The organism is Sphingopyxis sp. GW821-FHT12F08, assembly GCF_058806755.1.
In genome coordinates this window covers 917,964-935,721 of sequence record NZ_JBXAQA010000001.1, presented here as the reverse complement: position 1 = coordinate 935,721, position 17,758 = coordinate 917,964, and the positions used below count along the sequence as shown (strand labels likewise).

Below are 17,758 nucleotides of genomic sequence, written 5' to 3'. Positions count from 1 at the left end.
AATATTTTGCCTGTGGGGAGTCCGAAATGTCCGACCTGTCCGGTTCGCAGAACCGCCCGACCAGCGCCGATGTCGCGATCATCGGGGCGGGGCCCGCGGGGCTGACCGCCGCCTATCTGCTGACCAGGGAAGGCTATAAGGTCACGGTCATCGAAAAGGACCCGGTCTATGTCGGCGGGATCAGCCGCACGGTCGAGCATGAGGGCTTTCGTTTCGACATCGGCGGGCACCGCTTCTTTTCGAAATCGCAGGAAGTCGTCGATCTGTGGAACGAAATCCTGCCCGACGATTTCATCCAGCGCCCGCGGATGAGCCGCATCTATTATGAAGGCAAATTCTACTCCTATCCGCTGCGCGCGTTCGAGGCTTTGTGGAACCTCGGCGTCGTGCGCTCGACCCTGTGCATGGTCAGCTATGCGCAGGCGAAGCTGTTTCCGAACAAGAAGGTGAAGAGCTTCGAGGACTGGACGATCAACCAGTTCGGGCGGAAGCTTTATTCGATCTTCTTCAAGACCTATACCGAGAAGGTGTGGGGCATGCCGTGCGACGAAATGTCGGCCGACTGGGCGGCGCAGCGCATCAAGGGGCTGAGCCTCGGCGCCGCGGTGCTCGACGGGCTGAAGCGCAGCCTGGGGCTCAACAAGAAGCCCAATGACGGCATGGCGACCAAGACGTTGCTCGAAACCTTCCGCTATCCGCGGCTGGGGCCGGGCATGATGTGGGACGCCGCGCGCGACAAGGTCGAGGCGGGCGGCAACCATGTGCTGATGGGGCATAGCTTCAAGCAGCTGACGCAGGATCAGGTCAGCGGGCGTTGGCGGCTGACTGCGACGAGCTCCGATGGCGACGTCGTGATCGACGCCGCGCATGTCATCAGCTCGGCGCCGATGCGTGAGCTGGCGGCGCGCATCCATCCGCTGCCGGCGTGCGCGCTGAGCGCGGCGCCCTCCTTGAAATATCGTGACTTTCTGACCGTCGCGCTCAAGATTCGCTCCGCGGACCTGTTCCCCGACAACTGGATCTATATCCACGACAGCAAGGTGCAGGTCGGCCGCGTGCAGAATTTCCGCAGCTGGTCGCCCGAAATGGTGCCCGATCCCGAGCTTGCCTGCGTCGGGCTCGAATATTTCTGTTTCGAGGGCGATGGCCTGTGGGCGTCGAGCGACGCCGATCTGATCGAGCTCGCCAGGCGCGAGATGGCGATCCTCGGCCTCTGCGACCCCAAGGACGTCGTCGGCGGCGCGGTGGTGCGGCAGGAAAAGGCCTATCCGGTCTATGACGACGACTATGCGGCGCATGTCGAGACGATGCGCAGCGAGCTCGAGGCGCGCTATCCGACGCTGCACATGGTCGGGCGCAACGGCATGCACCGCTACAACAACCAGGATCATGCGATGATGACCGCGATGCTGACGGTGCGCAACATCGTCGCCGGGACACGCGTCTACGATATCTGGGGCGTCAACGAGGACGCCGAATATCATGAGAGCGGCACCGAGGGCGAACAGGCGGCGCTGGCGTCGGTGCGCGACGTGCCCGCGCGCGTCTCGAAGGCGGCGTGACGCCGTGATGGCGCTGCCGCTCCCCGCCTTTGCGCAGAAAATGCTGCAGGTCACTTTTCTGCGCTATATCGGCGCGAGCGCGATCGCGCTCGTCGGCGACGTCGGCTTGTTCAACCTGTTCCTGCTCGCGGGCTGGCTGCCCGCGGCCGCCGCGGCGGCGAGCTATGGCGCGGGGATCGTGATCCACTGGCTGATCAGCTCGCGGCTCGTCTTCGTCGAGGGCGCGCGCACCGCGGGGCTCGACCGGGTGCGGCAGAAGGGGCTGTTCCTCGGCTCGGCTTTCGTCGGGCTGGGGCTGACCGTCGCGATCGTCTGGGCGGGCGACAGCGCGGGGTTCGACGCCAATCTGGCGAAGCTCGCAGCGATCGGCGTGTCCTTCGTCGCAACCTATGTGCTGCGCAAGACGCTCGTTTTCGCGGCCGACTGAAAGCAGCGGGCGATGCGCGCGTGGTTCGAACGGCTGAGCGTCGATCGCATCGCACTCCTGCTGTGGTTCGCGGTCGTCGCGGCGGGGCTGTTCCTCTATCGCGACGCGGTCGCGACGCTGGGGCTGCGCGATGCCGACGATTATCTGCGGCTGGTGCAGGTCCGCGACCTGCTTGGCGGGCAGAGCTGGTTCGACGTCACCCAGTACCGGATCAACCCGGGAGAAGGCGGCGGGCTGATGCACTGGTCGCGCTTCGTCGACGTCCAGATCGCGGCGCTGATATGGGTGTTTCGCCTGTTCCTCGCGCCGGAGGCGGCTGAGCGCTGGGCGGTCGCCGTCTATCCGCTGCTGCTGATCCTGCCGCTGCTGCTGCTGCTCGCGCGCATCCTGTCGATGCTCGGCGACCGGCGCCAGACGATCGCGGGGCTGCTGATCGCCGCGTCAGGCGTGACCTTCCTCCATTATTTCGCGCCGCTGCGCATCGACCATCATAATTGGCAGCTGTTGCTGTCGGTGGCGATGCTGTGGCTCGCGCTCGGCGAGGCGAGCTTCCGACGCGGATTGGCCGCGGCGCTGGTGATCGCCGCGCATGTCGAAATATCGCTCGAGGGGTTTCCTTATCTCACGCTCTTCGGCGCGCTCTTCGCGCTCGACTGGCTGCGCGATCCGAAAAATGCGCCGCGGCTCGCGGGCTTCGCGACGGGGCTGGTCGTCCTGCCCGCGCTGTGGTTGTTCGTCTTCCGCGGGCCGGCCTCGCTCGCCACCACCTATTGCGATGCCTTTTCGCTGCCCTATGCCGTCGGCGTCGCCGCCGCCGGACTGGCGCTCGTCGCCGGGGTTCGCGTTCCGGCGCTTTCGGCGAGCTGGCAGCGCCGCCTGCTGCTACTACTGCTCGCGGGACTGGCTGCAGCGGGCGCCTTCCTCATCTTCGGGCGGCCGTGCCTCGGCGGGCCGTTCGGCGAGCTCGAACCGCTCGTGCGGCGTTTCTGGTACGATCAGGTGATGGAGGGGCGCCCCGTGTGGCGCCAGGATACCGATATCGCGGCCCTTTTCTTCACGCCGACGCTCGTCGGTCTCGGCGCCGCGCTATGGGCGTGGCGCCGCGCGCGCGGCGGCGATACCGCCGAAAACTGGGATCGGATGCTGTTCGTCATCCTGTGCAGCGTCGCGCTGTCGGCGCTCGTCTTCCGCACCGGCGCTGCGACCCACGCCTATATGATCCCCGCCTTCGGTGCGATGGCAGCGTCGCTGTGGGACTGGAGCCGCGCTCGGCGCTCGGCGCTCGGCCGCATCGGCGGTGCGATGCTCGTGCTGACCGCGATTCCGTCGATCGATGCGCTGCTCGCGGCCCGCGCGGCGCGGCTGGTCGCCCCGGCGAACCAGATCGCGGGCGCGACAGGTTCGGGGACCGGCGAAAGCTGTCCCTCGCCCGCGATGCTCGCCGCGGCCGGGCGCGAACCCGCTTCGCTGATCTTTGCCCCCGTCGATATCGGCCCCTCGATCCTCGTGCGCACGCACCACAGCGTGATCGCGACCGGTCACCACCGCAACCATGCGGCGATGAACCGCGTGATCACCGCTTTCCTGTCCGATCCGGCGGTATCGCGACCGATTGTGGCGGCAAGCGGGGCGCGCTTCCTTGTGCTGTGCACGCGCCTGCCCGAAGTGCAGAATGAGGCGCGCGCCAATCCGAACGGCCTCGCGGCGCGGCTGGCGCGGGGCGAAAGCGTCGACTGGCTGGCCCATGACGCCACGCTATCGCGCGGCCAGTTCCGCGTCTATCGCATCCGGCGCTGATCCACGTCAGCCGGGCTGGAAGGTCAGCGCGGTGCCGTTCATGCAATAACGCTTGCCGGTCGGTTTCGGCCCGTCGTTGAAGACATGGCCGAGATGGCCGCCGCAGCGCCGGCAATGGACTTCGGTGCGCGCATAGCCGAGGTCATGGTCGGTCGAGGTGCCGATCGCGCCCTTCTGCGGCGCCCAGAAGCTGGGCCAGCCGGTCTTGCTGTCATATTTGGTCTTGCTCGAATAAAGCGGCAGCGCGCAGCCCGCGCAGAGGAAGGTGCCGGCGCGCTTTTCCTTGTCGAGCGGGTGCGAGAAGGGGCGTTCGGTCGCCGCCTCGCGCAGCACGCGATACTGGAAGGGCGTGAGGCGCTTTTTCCATTCGGCCTCGCTCAATTGCCATCCGGGCTGCGCCCTGGGGCGCGGCGACGATTTGGCGAAGAGCATCGGCGCCCCGATGAGCGCGCCGCCGAGCGCGAGGCCGCCGATGAGATAGCGTCGTTCGATCATGATGGGCTCCTCATGCCGGTTCGCCCGCCATGATCGGCCGGTTTCACCCCCGCATCAATATTTTTCGAGTTCGACCTGCATATGGCGATAGCCGTGGACGAAGCTGGCATGGACGCGCTCGGGCTCGGCGAGCACGTTCACGCGCAGGCGGCGCTTCTGCATTTCGGAGATGAGCGTGGTGAGCTGCAGCTCGGCGACGCGCGCGCCGACGCAGCGGTGGATGCCGTAGCCGAAGGCGAGGTGGCGGCGCGCATTCTCGCGATCGACGATGATGCGGTCGCCGTCGGGGAAGACGCTCTCGTCGCGGTTCGCCGAGGCGTACCAGAGCGCGATCTTGTCGTGGGCCTTGATCTGGTGGCCGAACAGCTCGGTGTCCTCGGTCGCCGTGCGGCGCATATGCGCGAGCGGGGTCTGCCAGCGCAGGATTTCGTGCATCGCATTGACCGCGAGGTCGGGATTATGGTCGCGCTCGAGCTTGGCGCGCTCCTCGGGGAAGCTGTGCAGGCCATAGGCATAGGCCGACATCGAGTTGCGCGTCGTGTCGTTGCCGCCGACGATCAGCAGGATGAGGTTCCCCATGAACTCATTCTCGCTCATATGCTTCATCGCGTCGGACTGGAGCATGATCGAGATCAGGTCGTGGGTGCCGGGATCGAGCGCCTTGCGGTCCCAGAGCTGCTTGAACGAGGCGCCCATTTCGAAGGCGATGCCGAGGCGCTTCTGGCGCTTTTCGAGCGTGTCGAAACTTTCGATGTCGCCGAGCGCATCGGACCAGCCGGTGAGCTTGTGACGCTCGTCCCACGGGAAATCGAACAGGATCGCGAGCATGTCGGTGGTGAGCTCGATCGACACTTTCTCGACCCAGTCGAAGGGCTGGCCGACGGGCAGCGTGTCGAGGATCGCCGCGGTGCGCGCCTGGGTGTCGGCGCGCATGCGCTCGATTTCGGAGGGGCCGAAGGCGGGCGCGACGGTGCGGCGCTGCGCGGTGTGCTGCGGCGGGTCCATCGCGATGAACATCGGCATCGGGATCTCGCCCTCCTGCAGATGCTCGATGCCGTCGCCGGCGACGGTGATGCCGCCATATTCCCAGCTGGACGAGAAGATTTTCGGTAAGGCCTCGATATGCTGGATCGGCTTGTAGGTGGTCACCGACCAATAGGGGCCGAATTTCGAATCCTCGCAGCGATAGATCGGCGATTCGGCGCGCAGCTGGCGCATCGGCGCCTGCCAGCGATCTTCGCTCCACAGCTCGGCGCGGCTGACGTCGAACGGGTCGAGGGTTTCGGGGATGGGGCGGATCAATGATGCCATGGGGCTGCTCCTCTGCACAGCCGTCTGGCGCGGCCGATTCAGTTGCAGAATGCCACTATTTACAGTTCTGTCAATGGCGGTTCGATCCTCCCCCAACGGGGGGGACCATGCGTAGCATGGTGGAGGGGCACAGGCGGTTTGCCTAATGTTTCTACGAACCGTGAGACCGATGGTGCCCCTCCACCACCTTGGGTGGTCCCCCTCCCCGTTCCGGGGAGGGTCCTTATGTCCGCTTCCGCCGCCAGAAGCGCCAGTCGGCGCGGCCGCTCAGCACGCCGGCGCGGAAGAGGCGGACCGAGAGATAGATGACGAGCGCGACCCACAGCGCCTGCCAGCCGAGTGCGAGCAGGTGGATCGATTTCGCCTCGTCGGTCGCGGCGCGTGCGGCCATGGCGAGCGGCGACGAGAAGGGGAAGATTTGCGCGAAGGTCGCAAGCCCGCTCCCCGGTGCGCTCGCGGCGGCGGCCGACAGGCTGAACATGCCGACCTGGAAGATGGTGATCGGCAGGCTGAGCATCTGGATCTCGCGCACCGTCGCCGCCTGCGCGCCGACGCCAAGGAAGACCGCGCCGAGCAGCAGGAAGGAGAGGACGAAATAGATAAAGCCGATGCCGAGGAAGAAAGCCCAGCCGGTCGCGGGCATCGAGGCGAGCGCCGCGGCGGCCTTGCCCGCGCGGCCCGCGGCGTCGAGCGCGGCGGGGTCCATCTGCGCCGCGGCGACGAAGCCGCCCGCGATCGCCATCACGATCCAGAAGGCGATGAACAGGATCGCGACGCCGAGGAAGCCCAATAATTTGCCGAGGAAGACGCTTTCGAGCGGGACCGCGGCGGCGAGGATCTCGATGACCTTGTTGCCCTTTTCCTCGGCGAGCGAGCTGACCGTCTGGCCGGCGAGGAGCAGCGTCAGGAGGAAGATCGTGAACACCGCGCCGAAGCCGAGCGACTGCTGGAGCGCGATGCTGGTGCCGCCGCTCGACAGGCTTTCGAAGCGCGGCGTGACCGAGGGCAGGTCGCCCGCGGCGCGGGCGCGGACCACCTCGCCCGCGAGCAGCGCGAGATAGCGACCCGAACCGCTGTCCTGCTCGCGCTCGACGATGCGCGGCGCGGCGAGCGATCCGCTCATCACGGCATAGGTGTCGCTGCCCTTTTCCCGCGCGATGGCGACGGGGTCGATCGCGGTCGGCCCGGCGATGCGGATCGCGAGCGTCGCGGGTTCGCGCGGCATCGCGGCGCGCAGCCGCGCGTCGGCCGCCCTTAGCGCCTCGGCATCGGCTGCGTCGGCGACGACGACGATGCGCCCGGCGCCGCGCGCGCTGTCGGCGAGCTGCGAGGCGCCCATGCCACCCGCCAGCCCCATGCCGATCATGAACAGCGGCGCGAGCAGGAAGAGCAGGAAGGTCGGGGTCGCGACGATCGCGAGAAAGTCGCGCCGCGCAACCACGAACATGTTCCGGAGGAAGGGGGTCATGCGCTGGCCTCCTCGATCGCGTCCTCGGACGCGTCGGCGGTGAAGCCCGCGTCGACCTGGCGGACGATATGGACGAAGGCGTCGTGGAGCGCGGGGCGGCTGATCGACAGGCCGGTGACGCCAAGACCGCTCGCGGTGATGCGCGCGAGCAGGGGCTCGACGTCGCCGTCCTCGATCGCGAAATGCCAGGCCTCGCCCCGGGGCTCGGCGCCCGCGGGGAGCAAAGCGGCGACGGCGTCGCGGCTCGCGGCTCGCGGCGTGTAGCGCACCTGCATCGGCAGCAGCGCGCGCGCGTCGTCGACCGTGCCTTCGAAGCGCCGCTGCGAGCGCGCGATGATCGCGATGCGGTCGCAGAGGCGCTCGGCGTGCGCCATGACATGGGTCGAGAACAGTATGGTGGCGCCGCGGTCGCGTTCGCGTTTCACCAGCATTTCGAGCCGTTCCTGATTGACCGGGTCGAGCCCCGAGAAGGGCTCGTCGAGCACGATCAGGTCGGGGGCGTGGACGATCGAGCCGATCAGCTGGACCATCTGCGCCATGCCCTTCGACATTTTGCGGATCTTCGAATCGATCACGCGTTCGAGCCCGAGCTCGGTCATGAAGGTCGCGGCGCGGCGGCGGCCCTCCGACCAGTCGAGCCCGCGCAGCGCGCCCATGAAAGCGATCGCCTCGCGCGCCTTCATGCCGGGATAGAGCCCGCGTTCCTCGGGCAGGTAACCGATGCGGTGGCGCACCGACTGCGGCTTGTGCCCGCCGAGCAGGCGGCTCGACCCCGCGTCGGGATCGATGATGCCGAGCGTCATGCGCAGGCTGGTGGTCTTGCCCGCGCCATTGGGGCCGAGGACGCCATAGATGCTACCCGCGGGGACCTGAAGCGACACGTGGTCGACCGCCTTGTAGGTCTCGAAATATTTGGTGAGGCCGGTGGCCTCGACGGCGAGATCGGTCAAAAGCTGGTCCTGCTGATTGTCGTCCGGCCCCCTATGACATGCGGAGACGCCTCGCGTATAGGGCGCCAATGGTTGCCGAAGCCTTGCCCCCTTCCCAAGATGTGCTGGAACAGCGCCTCAAGGCGGTCGCGCGCGAACATGGCTTCGCGGCGTTCGGCATCGCGCGCGCCGACGCGGCGCCTTTGACCGCGGCGCGGCTGAACGCCTGGCTCGCCGAGGGCTGCCATGGCGAGATGATCTGGATGGAAAGCCGCGCCGAACAGCGCGGGTCGCCGCAGGGGCTGTGGCCCGAGGTGCGCTCGGTGATCGCGCTGGGGATGAGCTACGCGCCCGCGGTCGATCCGCTGGCGCTGGCCGATCACCCCGGGCGCGGGCGGATTTCGGTCTATGCGCAGGGCGGTGATTATCATGACGTCGTCAAGAAGGCGCTGAAGCATGTCGCGCGCTGGCTGGTGGCCGAAGCGAAGGGGGCCGAGGTCAAGGTGTTCGTCGACACGGCGCCGGTGATGGAAAAGCCGCTGTCGGCCGCGGCGGGGCTCGGCTGGCAGGGCAAGCACACCAATATGGTCAGCCGCGAGCATGGCAGCTGGCTGTTCCTGGGGGCGATCTATACGACGCTGGATCTCGCCCCCTCGGTAGCGGGGCGCGACACGTGCGGAAGCTGCACCGCGTGTCAGGAGGCGTGCCCGACCGATGCCTTTCCCGCGCCCTACCGGCTCGATGCGCGGCGCTGCATTTCCTATCTCACGATCGAGCATGCAGGGCCGATCCCGATCGAGTTTCGCCGCGCGCTCGGCAACCGCATCTATGGCTGCGACGATTGCCTCGCGGTGTGCCCGTGGAACAAATTCGCCGACACCGCCGCCCGGAACAAGGCGTTCCTGCCGCGTGCCGAACTGGCTGCGCCGGCACTCGGCGACCTGCTCGACCTCGACGACGCGGGGTTTCGGCAGGTGTTCGCGGGGTCGCCGATCAAGCGCATCGGGCGGAACCGGATGGTGCGCAATGCGGCGATCGCGGCGGGGAACAGCGGCGATACGCGCTTCCGGCCGGTGCTCGAACGGCTGAAAAGCGACGAAAATCCTGTGATTGCCGATGCGGCGGAATGGGCGCTGGCCGAGCTGGCGCTATGACGCCACCATTTTGATCCTCCCCATGGCGAAGCCAAGGGGAGGTGGCAGCGCGAAGCGCTGACGGAGGGGTAATGGCGCCGAGGTTGCCGACCCCTCCACCACCCGCTTCGCGGGCGGTCCCCCTCCTCAACGCTTCGCGATGGGGAGGATCTTTAGCGGCGCAGCGCGGCGACGCAGCTTTCGGGCTCGGCGTTGCGGCCGTCGGGGGTGCGCGCGTCGACATGCGTCGCGACCGCGTCGGCGCCCGCGCGCGGGGCGTAGAAATAGATGTCGATCACGCAGGCGCTACCCTCATATTGCAGCTTGCGCGCTGCGCCTTCGGTCACGTCGAGGCGCGGCTTGCCGAACAGGCGCTGGGTCGCGTCGGCGCTCTGGCCGATCAGGCTGTTGTTCTGCACCGGGCGCACGACGGTGGGCGGCGGCGCGGCGGCGACCGGCGGCGGAGTGCTGCGCGGCGGTGGCACCGCGGCGTTGCAGGCGCCGAGCAGGAGGATCGGCACGGCGGCCAGGAGGCGAGTCATTCGATGTCCCTGTCGCGCAGGTGGATGAGGTGGACGGCCATAGCCGCGCCGGCGATGGGCGCCAACAGGTTGACGACGGGCACCAGGAAAGCTGCGGCGGACAGCGCGCCGAGCGACCAGCGCGCGCTGCGACCCAGCCGCGGGCGCTCGGGGTGGCGCGCGAGCACCATCGCCTCGAGATCGCGGCCGAGCAGCAGCGCGTTGAGGAAGAAGGCGAGCAAAGGCGCGCCGATCGCGGTGAACAGCAAGGGGATATAGAGGGGCAGCGCGAGCAGGTTGACCGCGACCAGCCTTGCCACCGAGGCGAGGCCGAGGCGCAGGCTCTTCGCGAAGCTGACATCGACGGCGAATTTAGCGGCGGCGGGATAATGGCGCTCCTCGACATCGGCGACGATCGCATCGGCGAACAGCCCGACGACGAGGATCGCGACCGCGCGGAACAACAGCCAGCTCGCGCCGATCAGCCCGATGATGATCAGCAGCCCCGCCATGTCGAGCCCGGCCTCGCCGAGCCAGCCCCAATGCCCCAGCGCCCAGCGCGCGCCGAAAAAGATCGCGGCGCCCGCGGCGGCGAAGATGACGAATGTGAGCGCGAGGCTTTGTGCAAGGACGGCGAGCACCGGGCGGCGCGGCAGGTCCTGCAGGGCGAGCATCAGGGCTTGGATCGCGCGGGCCATGCTGCGGGGATGGCGCGGCGGTGGGGGCGGCGTCAAGCGATAGCGCTTTGAAATGGTTCACGCGGAGGCGCGGAGAGAGAAATAACATATTCGCGCAGAGGCGCAGAGGTCGCAGAGATTTTGTTCGCGCAAAGACGCAAAGAAGACGGCTCGGGCCACTAGGCCCGCTGTTAATCGAACCATGCGCCTCGGCGCGACGCCGAAGGAGAAAGCCGCTTCGCGACAAACGCGACCTCTTCGCGTCTTTGCGTCTTTGCGCGAAACTCTTTTCTTCTTTTCTCCGCGCCTCCGCGTGAACTTTTCTCTGCGCCCTCTGCGTCTCTGCGCGAAAATACGGCGAACTCGTCGCCAACTTGCCAAGCAGCGCGGCCACCCCTAAAGCCGCGCGCAATCTTTTTCCCATCATCGACAGGAATTTTCATGGCCTCCACCGCCCGTTTCGACGTCGTTGCCATCGGCAATGCGATCGTCGACGTCCTTGCCCGCGCGTCCGACGAGCTGATCGAGGCCGAGAAACTCGTCAAGGGATCGATGCGGCTGATCGACGCCGACGAGGCTGAGCGGCTCTATGCGGCGATGGGGCCGGCGGTCGAGATGTCGGGCGGCAGCGCGGCGAACACGCTCGCGGGCATGGCCGCGCTCGGGCGGCGCTGCGGTTTCATCGGGCAGGTCGCCGACGACCAGCTGGGGCAGGTGTTCACGCACGACCTGACCTCGCTCGGCGTCGCGTTCGATACGCCGCCGTCGTCCGACGGCGCGCCGACCGCGCGCTGCCTGATCCTCGTCACCCCCGACGGGCAGCGGACGATGAACACCTTCCTCGGCGCGTCGCAGAGCCTGGGGCGCGAATCGCTCGACGCCGCGCTGATCGCCGACGCCGACATCCTCTATCTCGAGGGCTATTTGTGGAACGCCGACGCCTCGCGCGCCGCGATGGCCGAGGCGATCGGCGTTGCGCGCGCGGCGGGACGGCGCGTCGCCTTCACTCTGTCCGACACCTTCGTCGTCGCCGGACATGGCGAGGATTTCCGGCGCATGATCGCCGCCAGCGAGATCGACATCCTGTTCGCCAATGAGGCGGAACTCCTGGAACTCGCGCAGGAAAGCGATTTCGAGGCCGCGCTGGCGAAGGTCGCCGCCGCCGTGCCGCTGCTCGTCGCGACGCGCGGCGCACATGGCGCGGTCGCGGTGACGGGCGGTGAGCGTAGCGAAGTCGGCGCCGAGCCGATCGACACCGTCGTCGACACGACGGGCGCGGGCGACCTGTTCGCCGCGGGTTTCCTCTCGGGCCTCGCCGACGGCCGCCCGATCGCCGACTGCCTGACGATGGGCGCGGTGTGCGCGCGCGAGATCATCGCGCAGGTCGGCCCGCGCGCGCAGACCGACCTTCAAGCGAAGGTTGCCGCGCGCCTCGGCTAGGAACCTATCGCCGCGCCCGAGCGTCCTATGCGCTATCAGACATAGGAGGCTTCACATGGCCGACGAAATTCACACCACGCGCGAGCCCGACGGCACGACGCACACCACGACGATCGTCGAGCGCGGCGAACCGCGCCGCGGCGGCGGGATCGGCATGCTCGTCCTGCTGGTCGTCGTCGTGATAGCGGGTTTCTTCGCCTTCCAGTTCCTCGGCAACGAAAAGGCCGAGACGGGCGCGATCACCGAGGCGGCGCAAAAGGTCGGCGATGCCGCGCAGGATGTCGGCGACGCGGCGCAGAAGGCCGTCGATTAATCCACCTTGCCGTCATCCCGGCGAAGGCCGGGATCTCGACCTCGCCTCCTGTCGCACCGGTGAGATCCCGGCCTTCGCCGGGATGACGGGCTGGTTTAGGACGGGCTGGGTCAGGCGGCCTCGGTCGCCGGTTCGGGATGCTTGCGGAACAATGCGCGGTCGGCGGGGCCGAAACCGCGCGTCCAGATCAGCCAGGCATAGATGCCGAGGATGACGGGCACGCCGATCAGCAGCTCGGCCCATTCGGGAAGCTGGGTCGCGCCCCAGCCGAGCACCGCGGCGCCCCCGGTCGCCCAGACCAGCGCCCAGCGCAGGCTGTTCACCGGCGCGTCGAGGATCTTCGAGAGCAATCGCGCCTTGACCAGCGAGGCGAAGCCGAGCGCGAGCATCAGCGCGAGCGCGACCGCGCCGGCGTAAAAGATCGGCGGCCATCCCATCGCGCGTGCGATCAGGATGAAGCCGATGCTGAGCAAGGCCTGCAGCGCGAGCGTCGCGAGGCTGATCAGCAGGTTGCGGTGGCGCGCGACATAGACCAGCGCCGCCTCGCTGACGACGGCGGTCGCGGCGACGACCTCGGCGGCGAGCAGGAAGGCGAGCGCGCCGGTGCCGCCGACGAATTCGGGACCGACGAGGCCCATCACCGCCTCGCCCGGGATGCCGAGCGCGAGCGCCACCCCGGCCTGCGCGGCGATGATCCAGAAACCGACCTGGCTTACCTGTGCCGCCACGGCGGCAAGTTTTTTCTCGGCGAGGTTGCGGGTGATAACCGGGCCGAGGATCGGCTCGAAGCTGGTCTTCAATTTCTGCGGCAGCGAGGCGACCTGCTGCGCCATATAATAGATGCCGTAGATCGTCGGCGAGGTGAACTGGCCGAGGATGAAGAGGTCGAGGCGGCGCGTCCCCCATTCGATGGCGTCGGCCGCGGCGAGCGGCGCGTTGCGGCGCGCGAGGGAGATGAGATGCGTCGGCTGCGGCCGCCACACGCCGGGACCGCCATAGTGGCGGATCATCGGCCACAGCGCGGTCGCGAAGGCGCCGAGCATCGCGGCGGCGTAGGAGAGCATCAACCCGTCGGGGGGTGAGACATACCAGAAGGCCGCGGCGCCGATGCTGATCACCCAGGGCTCGACCACCGCGCGCGCGCGGACGGTAGCACCGATGTCGAAGCGATAGGCGCAGGCGGCAAGCGCGATCTCGGTCCCCGCGATCGCGAAGACGAGCAGCGCCATGCCGCGGTCGGTCGCGCTGATCGACCCGCTCGGGAACATGAATTGCGGAAAGAGCAAGAGGACCGCCGAGCCGAGCGCCGAGGCGAGGAAGGCGACGAACATGCCGTCCCACACGGTGGTGCGCGGGTCGGCGCCGGGTTTGCTGAGTTGCTCGGCGAGCCCGCGCTTGAGCCCGAGCGTCGAGAGCTGCGCGATCAGTTCGATGACGAGCACCGCGAAGGCGAAGCGCCCGACCGCCTCGGGCCCGTACCAGCGGCCGGCGACATAGAGGAAGGGCAGGCGCGCGACGAGGCGCAGGATGAAGCCGAGGAAATTGGTGCGTCCGCCCTTGGCGAGCGCGGCGGTGTCGGCATCGCGCTCCGGCGGTGCGGGAGGCGAATCGGGAGCGGTCGCTGGCGCCGCGCTGTCCGTCTGGCTCAAGCCTGGCGCCCCTTCTGCTTCTCCCCGGCGTGCAGACTAGCGCGGCGGCGGGGGGCAGGCAATCGCGGCGATGACCTCACCGGCCTTCGCGTCGCAGCGGGCGGCTGAGCAGCGCCTGAATGGCCTCGGCGGCGCGGATCTCGCCCGCGACGAGCCGCGCGACGGCGTCGGTGATCGGCATGTCGATGCCGTCGGCGCGCGCCGCCGCGGCGACGACCGGCGCGCTGAACGCGCCCTCGGCGACGGTGCGGCGGTCGGCCATCAGCACGGCGGCCTCCTCGCCGCGGCCGAGCCCCTGGCCGAGCGCGAAGTTGCGCGAATTGGCCGAGGTGCAGGTGAGTATGAGATCGCCGAGCCCCGCCAGCCCGGCGAGCGTCTCGGCCGCGGCGCCGCGCGACAGGCCGAAACGCGACATTTCGGCGAAGCCGCGGCTGATCAGCGCGGCGCGCGCGTTGAGCCCGAGCCCGGCGCCGTCGACGATGCCGCTGGCGATCGCGAGGATATTCTTCACCGCGCCGCCGATCTCGGCCCCGATCACGTCGGCGCTGACATAGGGGCGAAAATGCGGGCGGGCGATCGCCTGCGCCAGCGCCTCGGCGAGCGCCGGGTCTTCGGCGGCGAGGGTGATCGCGGTGGGCAGGCCCGCGGCGACCTCGTGCGCGAAGGTCGGGCCCGACAGGATCGCGACGGGGCGATCGGGGGCGACATCGCGCGCGATGTCGACGGGGAAGGCGAAGCTGCCCGTCTCCATGCCCTTGCTGCACAGGATCAGCGGCGCGTCGCCCGGCGGCAGCGCGGCGAGGACGGCGCGCATATAGGGCACGGGGACGACGATGAGCAGCGCGTCGCAGGCCGCGAGCTCGGTCAGGTCGCCCGTCGCGGTCAGCGAGGGCGAGAGCGCTGCGCCGGGCAGGAAGAGCGGGTTGCGATGCTCGGCGTTGATCGCCGCCACGACGTCGGCCTCGCGCGCCCAGAGCCGCGCCGCCGCGCCGCCCGCCGCGAGCAATTGCGCGAGCGCAGTGCCCCAGGCACCGCCGCCGACCACGCCGAAATCGGCATAGGACGTCATGCCTTCACGCGTCATGCTTTGACTCCGGCTCCGCGCACCGCTTCGGCGGCGGGATCGAGCGGCCAGCGCGGGCGCGCGGGCATGTCGAGGGGGTCGGTGAGCCCGGCGGCGAAGCGCTCGGCGCCCGCCCAGGCGATCATCGCGCCATTGTCGGTGCACAGCCACAAGGGCGGCGCTACGAAGGGCTTGCCGTGACTGACGGCGAGAGCGGTGAGCGCGGTGCGGATCGCGCCGTTCGCCGCGACCCCGCCCGCGACGACGAAGGCGGTCGCTTCGGGGCAGGCGGCGAGCGCGATGCGGCTGCGGTCGACGAGACAGTCGACCACCGCCTGCTGGAACGACGCGGCGAGGTCGGCGGTGCTGTGCGCGCCCGCCGCCGCCGCGCGTGCGACCGCGCTCTTGAGCCCGGCGAAGGAGAAATGCGGCTCGGCGCTGCCGACGAGCGGGCGGGGAAGTGGCACCGCCCCGGGGTCACCGCCCTGCGCGACGCGTTCGACCGCTGGACCGCCGGGATAACCGAGCCCGAGCAATTTCGCGGTCTTGTCGAAGGCTTCGCCCGCGGCATCGTCGATCGTCGTCGCGAGACGGCGATAGGCGCCGACGCCCTTGACGAGCAGCAGTTGGCAATGGCCGCCCGAGACGAGCAGCAGCAGATAGGGGAATCGCAGGTCGGGATCGGCGAGGCGCGGGCTCAGCGCATGACCCTCGAGATGGTTGACCGCGATCAGCGGCTTGCCCGCGGCATGCGCCAGCGCTTTGCCGGTGACCAGCCCGACCATCACGCCGCCGATCAGCCCGGGACCGGCGGTCGCGGCGATCGCATCGACGTCGGCGAGCGTCTTTCCCGCATCGGCGAGCACGCGTTCGACGATCGGAGCGAGCCGGTCGACATGCGCGCGCGCCGCGATCTCGGGCACGACCCCGCCATAGGGCGCATGATCGGCCTCCTGCCCGGCGACGCGGTGCGCGAGGATGCGCCTTTCGCTGTCGACGAGCGCCGCCGCGGTTTCGTCGCAGCTCGATTCGAGGCCGAGGATCAGAGACATATTGTTGCGCGCTTCCTTAGGCGCGTGAGGCTTGCGTTGGAAGGGGTTCACGCGGAGGCGCGGAGACGCGGAGATTTTGGGTTCGATACGGCGCGAGAATGATGCGCGCAGAGGCGCAGAGGACGCAGAGAAGAAAAAGAAAATGGGCGGCGAAGCCGCCAATCCTCTTCTCTGCGTCTCCGCGTCTCCGCGTGAACAAAAATCTCTGCGCCCTCTGCGCCTCTGCGCGAATCCCCCTTCTTCCCTTTCGCAGCCCGAAGCCCTAGCAGCGGCGCATGGCTTCGATCCCGCTTCCGACCCCCGTCAACCCGCTGCGCCTCGGCACGCGCGCCTCGCCGCTGGCGCGCGCGCAGGCCGATATGGCGGCGGCGGCGCTCGTCCGCGCGCATGGACTCGACCCCGCGGCGCTCGAAATCGTGCCGATGACCGCGACCGGCGACCGCATCCAGGACCGCGCGCTCGCCGAGGTCGGCGGCAAGGCGCTGTGGACGCGCGAGCTCGACGCCGCGCTCGACGCGGGGACGATCGATATCGCGGTGCACAGTTTGAAGGATGTCGAGACCTTGCGCGATGCGCGCTTCTTCCTCGGCGCGATGCTCGAACGCGCCGACCCGCGCGACCGGCTGGTGGTGCGCGAGGGGATCGTCGCGGCGACGATCGACGCGCTGCCGACGGGCGCAAGGCTGGGGACGAGCAGCCCGCGGCGCGCGGCGCAGGTGCAAAGGCTGCGCGGGGATATCGAGACGCGGCTGCTGCGCGGCAATGTCCAGACGCGGCTCGCCAAGCTGGCGGCGGGCGAGGTCGATGCGACTTTGCTTGCGGCAGCGGGGCTCGACCGGCTGGGCATGCACGAAATCGGTGTGGTGCAGGATGCAGCGATGCTGCTGCCCGCGGCGTCGCAGGGGGCGATCGGGATCGAATGCCGCAGCGACGATGCGGCGACGCGCGGCCTGCTCGCGGCGGTCGACCATGGCCCGACGCACCGCGCGGTCGCGGCCGAGCGCGCCTTGCTTGCGGCGCTCGGCGGCGATTGCCGCTCGCCGGTCGCGGCGCATGCTCATTATCTGGCCGACGGCAGACTGCGCGTCGATGCCGAGCTCTTCTCGGAGGATGGGCGCGAGCATGTCGCGGGCTGGGCGATGGTCGAGGGGGGCGACGCGCCCGAAAAGCTCGCCGCGCGCCTGCTCGCCGAGGCGCCCGCGGCGGTGCGGCGGCTCTTCGCGGCATGACGCCAAGCTGCCCGGTCCTCGTCACGCGCGCCGAACCGGGCAATGCGGTGACAGTGGCGCGGGCGCGGGATCTGGGGCTCGATGCCCGGGCGATGCCGCTGTTCGCGGCGCATGCGCTCGACTGGCAAGCCCCTGATCCGGGCGATTTCGATGCCTTGCTGCTGACCAGCGCACAGGCCCTGCACCTGGCCGGGCGCGAATTGGGCAGGCTCGCGGCGCTTCCCGCGTATGCGGTCGGCGCGGCGACCGCTGAGGCGGCCGCGGAGGCCGGATTGACCGTGGCGATGACGGGTCCAGGCGATGCCCAATCGCTGATCGACGCCATGGTGTCAGCAAAAAAAACGCCAAATATATTATGGCTTTGCGGGCGCGAGCAGACGGCGTTCGATCCGCGTGGGGCCAGGCTGGTGCCGCTGCCCGTCTATGCCGTCGATCCCATCGACCCACCAGCCGATTGGGAAGTGCTGACCACCGCCCCGGCGATCCTCCTCGCCCATTCGGCGCGCGGCGCAGCGCGGATCGCGGCGCTGGTGGGGGGACGGCGCGGCCATCTGTCGCTCGTCGCGATCAGCCCGGCGGCCGCGGCCGCGGCGGGCGAGGGCTGGGCCGCTGTTACCGTTACGGAGCGCCCCGACGACGCGGCGATGGTGACAGCGGCGCATGCTTTGTGCCAAAAGGTGCAAAAATAAGGT

18 protein-coding genes are annotated in these 17,758 nt (G+C 69.0%); 8 read left to right on the top strand and 10 right to left on the bottom strand.

Annotation, left to right across the window (positions count from 1 at the left end):
* The first annotated feature begins 26 nt into the window (after window positions 1–26).
* The 3 genes from AC1RNQ_RS04525 to AC1RNQ_RS04515 are packed head-to-tail and all read left to right on the top strand — an operon-like array spanning window position 27 to window position 3,786.
* The gene (locus AC1RNQ_RS04525) at window positions 27–1,562 is read left to right on the top strand and encodes an NAD(P)/FAD-dependent oxidoreductase (protein ID WP_493169270.1); all 1,536 of its coding nucleotides are present in this window, start codon (window positions 27–29) and stop codon (window positions 1,560–1,562) included.
* Between the two features lie 7 nt (window positions 1,563–1,569).
* Window positions 1,570–1,989, top strand: a complete 420-nt coding sequence (locus AC1RNQ_RS04520; protein ID WP_493169268.1) for a GtrA family protein — start codon at window positions 1,570–1,572, stop codon at window positions 1,987–1,989.
* Window positions 1,990–2,001: 12 nt separating this feature from the next.
* Window positions 2,002–3,786 (top strand): hypothetical protein, encoded by a 1,785-nt coding sequence (locus tag AC1RNQ_RS04515; protein WP_493169266.1) that lies wholly within the window; start codon window positions 2,002–2,004, stop codon window positions 3,784–3,786.
* Between the two features lie 6 nt (window positions 3,787–3,792).
* Here the strand turns inward: AC1RNQ_RS04515 and msrB are convergent, their stop codons facing one another.
* The 4 genes from msrB to AC1RNQ_RS04495 form a co-directional block, all read right to left on the bottom strand.
* Entirely contained in the window at window positions 3,793–4,281 is a 489-nt protein-coding gene (gene msrB / locus AC1RNQ_RS04510) for a peptide-methionine (R)-S-oxide reductase MsrB (protein WP_493169264.1), read from the bottom strand.
* Window positions 4,282–4,335: 54 nt separating this feature from the next.
* The gene (locus AC1RNQ_RS04505; protein ID WP_493169262.1) at window positions 4,336–5,592 is read right to left on the bottom strand and encodes a cytochrome P450; all 1,257 of its coding nucleotides are present in this window, start codon (window positions 5,590–5,592) and stop codon (window positions 4,336–4,338) included.
* 223 nt (window positions 5,593–5,815) lie between these two features.
* Window positions 5,816–7,060, bottom strand: coding sequence for an ABC transporter permease (locus tag AC1RNQ_RS04500; protein WP_493169260.1), 1,245 nt, complete (start codon window positions 7,058–7,060; stop codon window positions 5,816–5,818).
* Window positions 7,057–8,010, bottom strand: a complete 954-nt coding sequence (locus AC1RNQ_RS04495) for an ABC transporter ATP-binding protein (protein WP_493169259.1) — start codon at window positions 8,008–8,010, stop codon at window positions 7,057–7,059. Before AC1RNQ_RS04495 ends, AC1RNQ_RS04500 begins: the two co-directional genes overlap by 4 nt.
* Before the next feature lie 68 nt (window positions 8,011–8,078).
* Between AC1RNQ_RS04495 and queG the strand changes: the two genes are divergently transcribed.
* Window positions 8,079–9,143 carry a tRNA epoxyqueuosine(34) reductase QueG gene (gene queG / locus AC1RNQ_RS04490; protein WP_493169258.1) on the top strand — a complete coding sequence of 355 codons (1,065 nt, stop codon included), beginning with the start codon at window positions 8,079–8,081 and terminating at the stop codon, window positions 9,141–9,143.
* 152 nt (window positions 9,144–9,295) lie between these two features.
* Here the strand turns inward: queG and AC1RNQ_RS04485 are convergent, their stop codons facing one another.
* The 3 genes from AC1RNQ_RS04485 to AC1RNQ_RS04475 all read right to left on the bottom strand — a co-directional run bounded on the left by AC1RNQ_RS04485 (window position 9,296) and on the right by AC1RNQ_RS04475 (window position 10,763).
* Complete coding sequence (locus tag AC1RNQ_RS04485; RefSeq protein WP_493169256.1) at window positions 9,296–9,664, bottom strand: hypothetical protein; 369 nt, start codon at window positions 9,662–9,664, stop codon at window positions 9,296–9,298.
* Window positions 9,661–10,341: an EI24 domain-containing protein gene (locus AC1RNQ_RS04480; RefSeq protein ID WP_493169254.1), complete on the bottom strand. Its 681-nt coding sequence runs from the start codon at window positions 10,339–10,341 to the stop codon at window positions 9,661–9,663. The genes AC1RNQ_RS04485 and AC1RNQ_RS04480 overlap by 4 nt, the downstream gene beginning before the upstream one ends.
* A 170-nt stretch (window positions 10,342–10,511) precedes the next feature.
* A complete protein-coding gene (locus AC1RNQ_RS04475; RefSeq protein ID WP_493169252.1) occupies window positions 10,512–10,763 on the bottom strand; it encodes a hypothetical protein in 252 nt (83 codons plus the stop codon).
* Between AC1RNQ_RS04475 and AC1RNQ_RS04470 the strand changes: the two genes are divergently transcribed.
* The gene (locus AC1RNQ_RS04470; RefSeq protein ID WP_493169251.1) at window positions 10,762–11,760 is read left to right on the top strand and encodes an adenosine kinase; all 999 of its coding nucleotides are present in this window, start codon (window positions 10,762–10,764) and stop codon (window positions 11,758–11,760) included. The genes AC1RNQ_RS04475 and AC1RNQ_RS04470 overlap by 2 nt on opposite strands.
* Before the next feature lie 55 nt (window positions 11,761–11,815).
* Window positions 11,816–12,073 (top strand): hypothetical protein, encoded by a 258-nt coding sequence (locus tag AC1RNQ_RS04465; protein ID WP_493169249.1) that lies wholly within the window; start codon window positions 11,816–11,818, stop codon window positions 12,071–12,073.
* A gap of 110 nt (window positions 12,074–12,183) precedes the next feature.
* Here the strand turns inward: AC1RNQ_RS04465 and AC1RNQ_RS04460 are convergent, their stop codons facing one another.
* The 3 genes from AC1RNQ_RS04460 to tsaD form a co-directional block, all read right to left on the bottom strand.
* Window positions 12,184–13,722, bottom strand: a complete 1,539-nt coding sequence (locus tag AC1RNQ_RS04460; protein WP_493169248.1) for a lipopolysaccharide biosynthesis protein — start codon at window positions 13,720–13,722, stop codon at window positions 12,184–12,186.
* Between the two features lie 76 nt (window positions 13,723–13,798).
* On the bottom strand, window positions 13,799–14,806 hold the full coding sequence (locus tag AC1RNQ_RS04455; protein ID WP_493169246.1) for an NAD(P)H-dependent glycerol-3-phosphate dehydrogenase: 1,008 nt from the start codon (window positions 14,804–14,806) through the stop codon (window positions 13,799–13,801).
* Window positions 14,803–15,837, bottom strand: coding sequence for a tRNA (adenosine(37)-N6)-threonylcarbamoyltransferase complex transferase subunit TsaD (gene tsaD, locus AC1RNQ_RS04450; protein WP_493169244.1), 1,035 nt, complete (start codon window positions 15,835–15,837; stop codon window positions 14,803–14,805). Before tsaD ends, AC1RNQ_RS04455 begins: the two co-directional genes overlap by 4 nt.
* 275 nt (window positions 15,838–16,112) lie before the next feature.
* On the opposite strand from tsaD, the gene hemC reads away from it, so the two are divergent.
* Both hemC and AC1RNQ_RS04440 read left to right on the top strand, forming a co-directional pair.
* Window positions 16,113–17,066, top strand: coding sequence for a hydroxymethylbilane synthase (gene hemC, locus AC1RNQ_RS04445; protein ID WP_493169243.1), 954 nt, complete (start codon window positions 16,113–16,115; stop codon window positions 17,064–17,066).
* Window positions 17,063–17,755 carry a uroporphyrinogen-III synthase gene (locus tag AC1RNQ_RS04440; RefSeq protein ID WP_493169242.1) on the top strand — a complete coding sequence of 231 codons (693 nt, stop codon included), beginning with the start codon at window positions 17,063–17,065 and terminating at the stop codon, window positions 17,753–17,755. Before hemC ends, AC1RNQ_RS04440 begins: the two co-directional genes overlap by 4 nt.
* The last annotated feature ends 3 nt before the right edge of the window (window positions 17,756–17,758 follow it).